The 6,572-nt window shown below is 48.9% G+C and carries 7 protein-coding genes; 3 read left to right on the top strand and 4 right to left on the bottom strand.

Annotation, left to right across the window (positions count from 1 at the left end; genetic code table 11):
- Positions 1 to 103 precede the first annotated feature (103 nt).
- The 3 genes from Q0200_RS02150 to Q0200_RS02140 all read left to right on the top strand — a co-directional run bounded on the left by Q0200_RS02150 (position 104) and on the right by Q0200_RS02140 (position 2,932).
- Positions 104 to 1,522, top strand: a complete 1,419-nt coding sequence (locus Q0200_RS02150; RefSeq protein WP_297937174.1) for a tetratricopeptide repeat protein — start codon at positions 104 to 106, stop codon at positions 1,520 to 1,522.
- Positions 1,512 to 2,087, top strand: a complete 576-nt coding sequence (locus Q0200_RS02145) for a hypothetical protein (protein WP_297937172.1) — start codon at positions 1,512 to 1,514, stop codon at positions 2,085 to 2,087. Before Q0200_RS02150 ends, Q0200_RS02145 begins: the two co-directional genes overlap by 11 nt.
- A 212-nt stretch (positions 2,088 to 2,299) precedes the next feature.
- Complete coding sequence (locus tag Q0200_RS02140) at positions 2,300 to 2,932, top strand: 3-methyladenine DNA glycosylase (RefSeq protein ID WP_297937170.1); 633 nt, start codon at positions 2,300 to 2,302, stop codon at positions 2,930 to 2,932.
- A 477-nt stretch (positions 2,933 to 3,409) separates the two neighbouring features.
- On the opposite strand, the gene Q0200_RS02135 is transcribed toward Q0200_RS02140, so the two are convergent.
- The 4 genes from Q0200_RS02135 to ybeY all read right to left on the bottom strand — a co-directional run bounded on the left by Q0200_RS02135 (position 3,410) and on the right by ybeY (position 6,429).
- The gene (locus tag Q0200_RS02135) at positions 3,410 to 3,772 is read right to left on the bottom strand and encodes a hypothetical protein (protein WP_297937168.1); all 363 of its coding nucleotides are present in this window, start codon (positions 3,770 to 3,772) and stop codon (positions 3,410 to 3,412) included.
- A 9-nt stretch (positions 3,773 to 3,781) separates the two neighbouring features.
- On the bottom strand, positions 3,782 to 4,582 hold the full coding sequence (locus tag Q0200_RS02130) for a phosphatidylserine decarboxylase (RefSeq protein WP_297937166.1): 801 nt from the start codon (positions 4,580 to 4,582) through the stop codon (positions 3,782 to 3,784).
- Positions 4,579 to 5,670, bottom strand: a complete 1,092-nt coding sequence (locus Q0200_RS02125) for a metallophosphoesterase (protein WP_297937164.1) — start codon at positions 5,668 to 5,670, stop codon at positions 4,579 to 4,581. Before Q0200_RS02125 ends, Q0200_RS02130 begins: the two co-directional genes overlap by 4 nt.
- A 342-nt stretch (positions 5,671 to 6,012) precedes the next feature.
- Positions 6,013 to 6,429 (bottom strand): rRNA maturation RNase YbeY, encoded by a 417-nt coding sequence (ybeY, locus tag Q0200_RS02120; RefSeq protein ID WP_297937162.1) that lies wholly within the window; start codon positions 6,427 to 6,429, stop codon positions 6,013 to 6,015.
- Positions 6,430 to 6,572: the final 143 nt, after the last annotated feature.

Here is a 6,572-nt window from a genome sequence, read left to right as displayed (position 1 = left end):
GCGACAACCTACCCGTCCGATACAAACAGGACTGTGGCATACAAAGAAGCAAAATAGATCAAATTTGAAAAACAAAACAAGTAAAATTTAACAAAGGAGCGCGATGATAAAACTGGTCTTACTGTTACTTTTTGCGCTAAATTTCGCCCTCGCAAATTTGACGGACGAAGGTCAAACAGCCTACGACGCGGGCGATGAGCAAAGGGCGGCTCAAATTTGGCTAAAAGCCTGCGAAACAGGCGAAGCGCGCGGGTGTGCAAGGCTTGGGTTTTTATACCAAAGCGGCAAAGGCGTAAAGCAAGATGACGCAAAAGCCGGTAAATTTTACCAAAAAGCTTGCGACGCAGGCGAGCTAAGAGGCTGCGACAGCCTAGCCTCGCTACACCAAAATAGCGGCGAACACGCCAAAGCCGCTGCGATTTTTGAGCAAGCCTGCGAAAAAGGATTTGGTTTAAGCTACTATAATCTAGCTCAAATTTACGAAGCTGGCAGCGGCGTCGCAACGGATGAAAGTAAGGCGCTAGACCTCTACGTAAAAGCCTGCGAGCGCGGATATGCCGTAGTTTGCTACTATCTAGGCGGCATGTACGCGGACAGCTGGGTGAGCGAAAGCGACGAGGCTGCGAAAAACTCGAAAAAAGCGCTCAAATTTTACTCGCTTGCGTGCGAGGGCAAAATTTACGAAGCGTGCGAGGCTTTGGGCAGGCTTTACGAGGACGGCGAGGCGGGTTTTGCGCAGGATATCAAGGCCGCTATATCCTACTACGACAAAGCCTGCGCCGCAAATGCCTACAAATGCGAGGGTAGCCAGCGTCTGGACGAGCTGTACGGCGGCTGGGCGCAGTATCAAAGCGAGCAGTTTGAGGCGGCCTACGAACTAGGCAAAGAGTCGTGCCACAGGGGCGTAGCAAATGGCTGCGCGGCGCTAGGAGAGCTCTACAAAAAGGGGCTTGGCGGAGTACGGCAAGATAGTGAGCAGGCGGTCAAATTTCACGAGAAGGCCTGCGAGGGCGGCTTTGGAGCTTCTTGCGCCGAGCTTGGCGACATGCTATTTCATGGGCGTAGCGTAAAAAAGGACGTCCCACGCGCACTGGAGCTTTTTGAAAAGGCCTGCCTACTTTGGCGACTGGATGCTTGCGAGAGCCTAGCGGACGCGTATTTTGAGGGCGTAGACGTGCCGCAAGATATCCCAAAAACCTTTAACTTTTACGGGATCGCCTGCTACAACGGGCTAAAACCGGCCTGCACGAATCTAGGCGCGATCTACGAAAAAGGCATAGGTGAAGTGATAAAAGCGGACGCCAGCGAGGCTACGAGCCTTTTTCGCGAGGCTTGCGAAGCCGGAGATGCGCGCGGGGGCCTAAATCTAGCGCGCCGCCTTGAGCGCAGCAACAAAAAACAAGCCGCCGCGCTACGCCAAAAGGCGCAAAAGCTGCACGAAAAAGAGTGCGAGGCGGGGCTAGCTAAAAAGTGCATGGAGTTTAAAAAATCAACCGATAAAGGAGAAAAACATGAGTTTTAAAAAAGTTTCGTTTGCCGCCGTTGCGGCCGTTTGTCTGTTTTTGGGCGGCTGCACCCAGCCTAGAACCACGCAGATAGAGCTACCAAAAAGCGCGCTAGATAGCGTAAATCTGCCAAGCGAGATAGCGATAGACGGCGATAAATTTATCCTAAAGCAAAAAAACGCAAGAACGGCCGAGTATTATCTACCCAATGAAAAAGTGGGCTTTAAATGGAGCAAGCTAGTAAGCGTTACCGTCGATGAAAACGCCGATATAAACGAATATCAAAAGACCTTTGTAACCGCGCTAAAAAGCGGGCAGTTCGGCAAAGCAGAATATGATTTTAAGTTTATAAACGATAAAGAGTATCAAGCTTACACGATCTACTATCCGATCGCGGGCAACCCTGATTTTGACAACTACGAGATCAATCTAATCAACGTAAAAAGCCTTAATTGCGGGCTTAGAGTCACGCACTACGCGCTAAAGTTTCTAAATATCGCGGATAGAAGCAAATTTCACACGCTAATCAAGCAAAAATTGCCGATATTTTTAGCGCAGATGCCGCAAGTCGAGTGCAAATAATTTTACTTTCGGGCGTTATTTTTAGTTTTTACTAAATTTAACGCCCTTTTTGCGAGCTAATTTTAAAATTTAGCCCGTAAACTGCGACAAATTTGACGCTTTGCTTGCGCGGGCGGTCAAATTTGACGAGCGTAACGGCTACAAATTTAATGCCGCTTTTTGATATTCGGCGTTAAATTTTGCGCCTTTCAAAAAACTACTCAAAGGAAAATATGGAAAACGGCGGACTGGCGGTATATTTCGAAGAAAATTTAGCGCAAATTTTATCACAAAAGATAAAGGCGGTCTATCCTAAATTTGACGCGCATAGCTACTGCGGGCAAATTGCTGAAAGCACGCCAAATTTCGGCTATTCGCAACGGATTTTGGCGCACGCAAACGCGCTAAATGAACTTTTGCCGCCGGATTTTAGGCGCGCGGCGGAGATTTTGGTCGCGATTTTAGGCGAAGAAAACCCGAACGAAACGGGCATGTTTAAGCACTTTTACTGGACTTTGCCGCTAGCAAAATACGTCGAAATTTACGGCCTAGACGACTTTGAAGTCTCGATGAGAGCGATCGAGGAAATCACGAAGCGCGGCACGGGCGAGTACGCGGTGCGCGCCTTTATCAAAAAATATCCGCAAGACTCGCTCAAAACCATGACGCAGTGGGCACGCTCGTCAAATTTCCACCTACGCGGACTCGCATCCGAGGGTCTGCGACCAAAGCTACCCTGGGCTAGTAAACTGGAGCTTTTTATTAGCAATCCGAGCCCCGTTTTTGCGGTACTAGAGATACTCAAAGAGGACAAGGTGCGCTTCGTGCAGCGCTCGGTAGCAAACAACGCGTCGCAGACTATCTAAAAGTAAATTTCGCCGCCGCAAAAGAGCTGCTCGTGCGCTGGCAAAGCTCGCAAAACAAAAACACGCAGCAAATCATCCGTCACGCCACAAGAAAAATAAAAATTTAGCTTTTTGCGCAGATACGTAAGTCGGCGGCTAAATTTGGGATGCAAATTTTATAAATAAAAAAGCGGTTCAATCCGCCGCATAAAAAGTTGAGTCGAGCTTGATGGTCGTCGCAGAAAAAAGAGCAAATTTACAGCCGCCACCCTAAGTCAAATTTCACTCCAAACCCGCAATGATACGTAAATTTTAAAAGCCGCCGTGCTCAAATTTAAAGCCAAATATTCAAGCAAATCCGAAAATCAAAGCGTCAACTTTTGAGCCCTCATGTCCAAGCCGCAAGCAGTCGCGCGGTTTAAAAGTCAAATTTACCAAAAAACCGGGCAAACTCAAACGGGTCGGCACGCAAGCACAGCAAACGGCCGAGCTTAAAATCTATCCCGCAAAAATTCTAAACGCTATCCAAACAGCCAAAGCACCGATCAAAAAGCCGACCGCAAATGCCGAAGCGACGTAGATTTTCTGCTTTTTTCTGATCTGCTCGAATTTCTTTTCATGATGCTTTTTCACGCCCTCAAAGGTCAAATTTAAGATCTTTTCGTTCGTTTGATTTAGCGCATCGGCAAAGCTCTTTATCTGCTCGTCGTTGATATATCGCATGGTCTTGCGCGTCGCGCTAGCCAGGCGCTCGTAGTCCTCGCTGTTTTCCCAGAGTTCGACCACCGTGTTGTTTTCGATGCGCTCTTTTAGTTCTAGCGTTTCTTTTAGCTCGTTTTGTTCGACTAGTTGCGTTCCCATTGCGCCTCCTTAGTTGATAGTTCCTATTTTGTCGCCGTATTTTAGCTTTTGCTCGGCTGCTAGATCAAATTTGACCGCGCCCTGCTCGCTAAGGATGAGGATCGTAGAGCCCAGCTCAAACATCCCCAGCTGCTCGCCCTTTTTCGCGCTTAAATTTTCGTATTCATAAAGCGCGACGTTGCCGGCGTAGGCGTTAGTCTGTATGCGCGCATCAAAGTCAAATTTCATCTTGCCCACGTTTAGCGCGCCGACAAAGACCAGCCACATCTTTTTGCCACTTACAAGCTCGCATTTTAGCACCACGCGCTCGTTTTTAGCGTATAGATTTGGCACCTTTAGCAGCGCGCTAACGGCTACGCTATATAGCTCGCCCGGCACGTAAAGCGCGGATAATATCCTCATATCGCAAGGCACGTGGTAGCGGTGGTAGTCGCGCGGACTGAGGTAGATATTTACATACTCTAGCTCGGCGTCTCGCTCGCTGCGGTCCATACTGTCGCCCAGAAGCTCTGCGATACCGTACTCGTGCCCCTTGACGCTGATCGCCTTTAGCTCCTTGCTCACTCCGAGCTCCAGGCACGTGCCGTCGCTAGGACTGATAAAGGCCTGCGGCGAAACGTCAAAATTTCGCGGACGCTGTAGCTCGCGGGTAAAAAGCGCCGTGAGGCTCTCGTACTCCTTTGGCTGTTTAAACTCGCTCATGTCGATTTTAAAGCCGCTTACGTATTTTTCATTGATAAATGTTTGCAAAACCCTCGGAAATCTAACTGCCGCCACAAACCCAAATATCCTAGAAATAAGTCCCCTCATACAACTCCTTTTAGTCTTAATAACGAAATCTCGCTAGGCGCCATCACGCGCACCGGCGGCCCCCAAAATCCAGCGCCGCGGCTAACGTAAATTTGCGTTTTTTTGTTTGCGCTATATAGCCCGGCGACGTATTTTTGATCGAGCCTTACCAGCAGCGAAAACGGAAAAATTTGCCCGCCGTGCGTGTGTCCGCTCACCACTAGATCCACGGGCGCGCTTTCGTCCATGTATTTTAAAAACTTAGGCTGATGAGCGAGCAAAACGGTAGGCAAATTTACGTCGCGACCGTCCAGAGCCGCGACCAGATCTGGCTCGTATGCCTTAAATCTTAAACCGATGATATCATAAACGCCGGCTAAATTTACCCCGCCCACTCGCACGTTTTCGTTGCCTAAAATTTTAAAATTAGTAGTCTCGCGGATCGCTTTTATCGTGCCGTCTATGCCGTTATAGTACTCGTGGTTGCCCGGCACGTAAAAGGTGCCGTATTTGCTCTTTAGCTCGTTAAATGGCGCGATAAACTCGGCCAAACGGTGCGGCGGCAGATCCGCGATATCGCCCACGATCGCGACCACATCGGCGCCAAGCTCGTTTACGCGCCCGGTTACCGCCCGCGCAAAGTCCGCTCCTAAAAAATCCCCCAGATGGATATCCGTTAAGACCGCGATTTTTAGCTCGCCATTTAGCCCCTTTAGCTCGATATCTTGGGCTTTTACTTCGGGTAATTTTACGGCGTTAAAGATACCTCTAAAAAAGTAGCTAAACGCCAAGATAAGTATCGTGACGTCAAGATATAGGCGCAAAAATTTACGCCTACTCTCGCTAAACACGCGCTTGGTTACGGGACGGGCGGCGAAAGCTACGACGTTCGTAAAAAGTACGAACGAAAAGATAATAAACGTCAGCGCCAGCATCAGCGAACAGGCGATGCGAAGGCTCGGACCTAAAAAGTTAAACCGCAGCGAAAAAGCAAGCGCGACGCCGCCCATGGCAAGCGTCAGGAAAAACAGCCCAAGCGCCCTTTTATGCGCGGCAAGCGGCCTGAGCGCGGCATCGGCAAAAAGCCCGCGGTAAGAAACGTAATTCATAAAAATAATGATTAAAGACGATAAAACATAAAACATTTCGTAAATTTAGCCAAAATTATTAAATATCTAGCTACTACGCGCGACAAATTTGAGGAAATTTGAGCGTGGCGGCGAAGTGTGCGTTAGAAACGTCTTTTTGCGTGACAGGCTCGGCATAGACGGATGGGAAAAATTGATCGCTTGCTCGGGGCAATTTAGCGCTTAATGCCACGTTGATTTGCTATAGCGAAATGTAAATTTTGCAGACTGCTTGAAACGTTTTTAGCAGGCGTGGTTTAAGCCAAATTTTATCGCCGAGCTTATTTTTGCGCTTGGCATGACCCGCACCTTTACGAAGCTAACTTATTCTTCGCTCACATCCTGCGTTCGCACGATGAGGCTCTTTGGCAGGCTAAATTTCTCGATCACTTCGCACTCCTTTGCCCTCATCTCGCCCGCGTCGCTCTCATGATCGTAGCCCAGCACGTGAAGCAACCCGTGCGTAAAAAGCAGTGCCGTCTCGTCATCCTCGCCGTGGCCTAGCTCTGCGGCTTTGGCGGCGACTAGCTCGGTGTTTATCACGATACAGCCAAGCGGCGCGTGCAGCTGCATCTCAAGCGGGAAACTCAGTACGTCCGTGGTCTCGTAGATGCCGCGCTGGCGGACGTTTATCTCCTTCATCTCCTCGGCATCCACAAAGCTTAGCTCCACCTCGCCCGCGGTCAAATAGTCGCAAATTTGATCCAAAATCCTCGGATAATCGTCCTCACAAAGTATCATTTTTGGCTTTCCTTTAGTAAAATTTGAGTATGATTTTAGCGAAAATTCTGGTTGATTTTAATAAAACTAGCTTTTGTTTGTTAAGGGAGAAGGGGCTTGAATTACGCTCTGCTTTGCAGTTGCGAGGCAACGCCGAAGCAAAA

This window comes from uncultured Campylobacter sp. (genome assembly GCF_938045225.1).
Lineage (GTDB): Bacteria > Campylobacterota > Campylobacteria > Campylobacterales > Campylobacteraceae > Campylobacter_A.
Note: the sequence above shows the minus strand (reverse complement) of the source record. Positions and strands in the feature narration are given on the sequence as shown.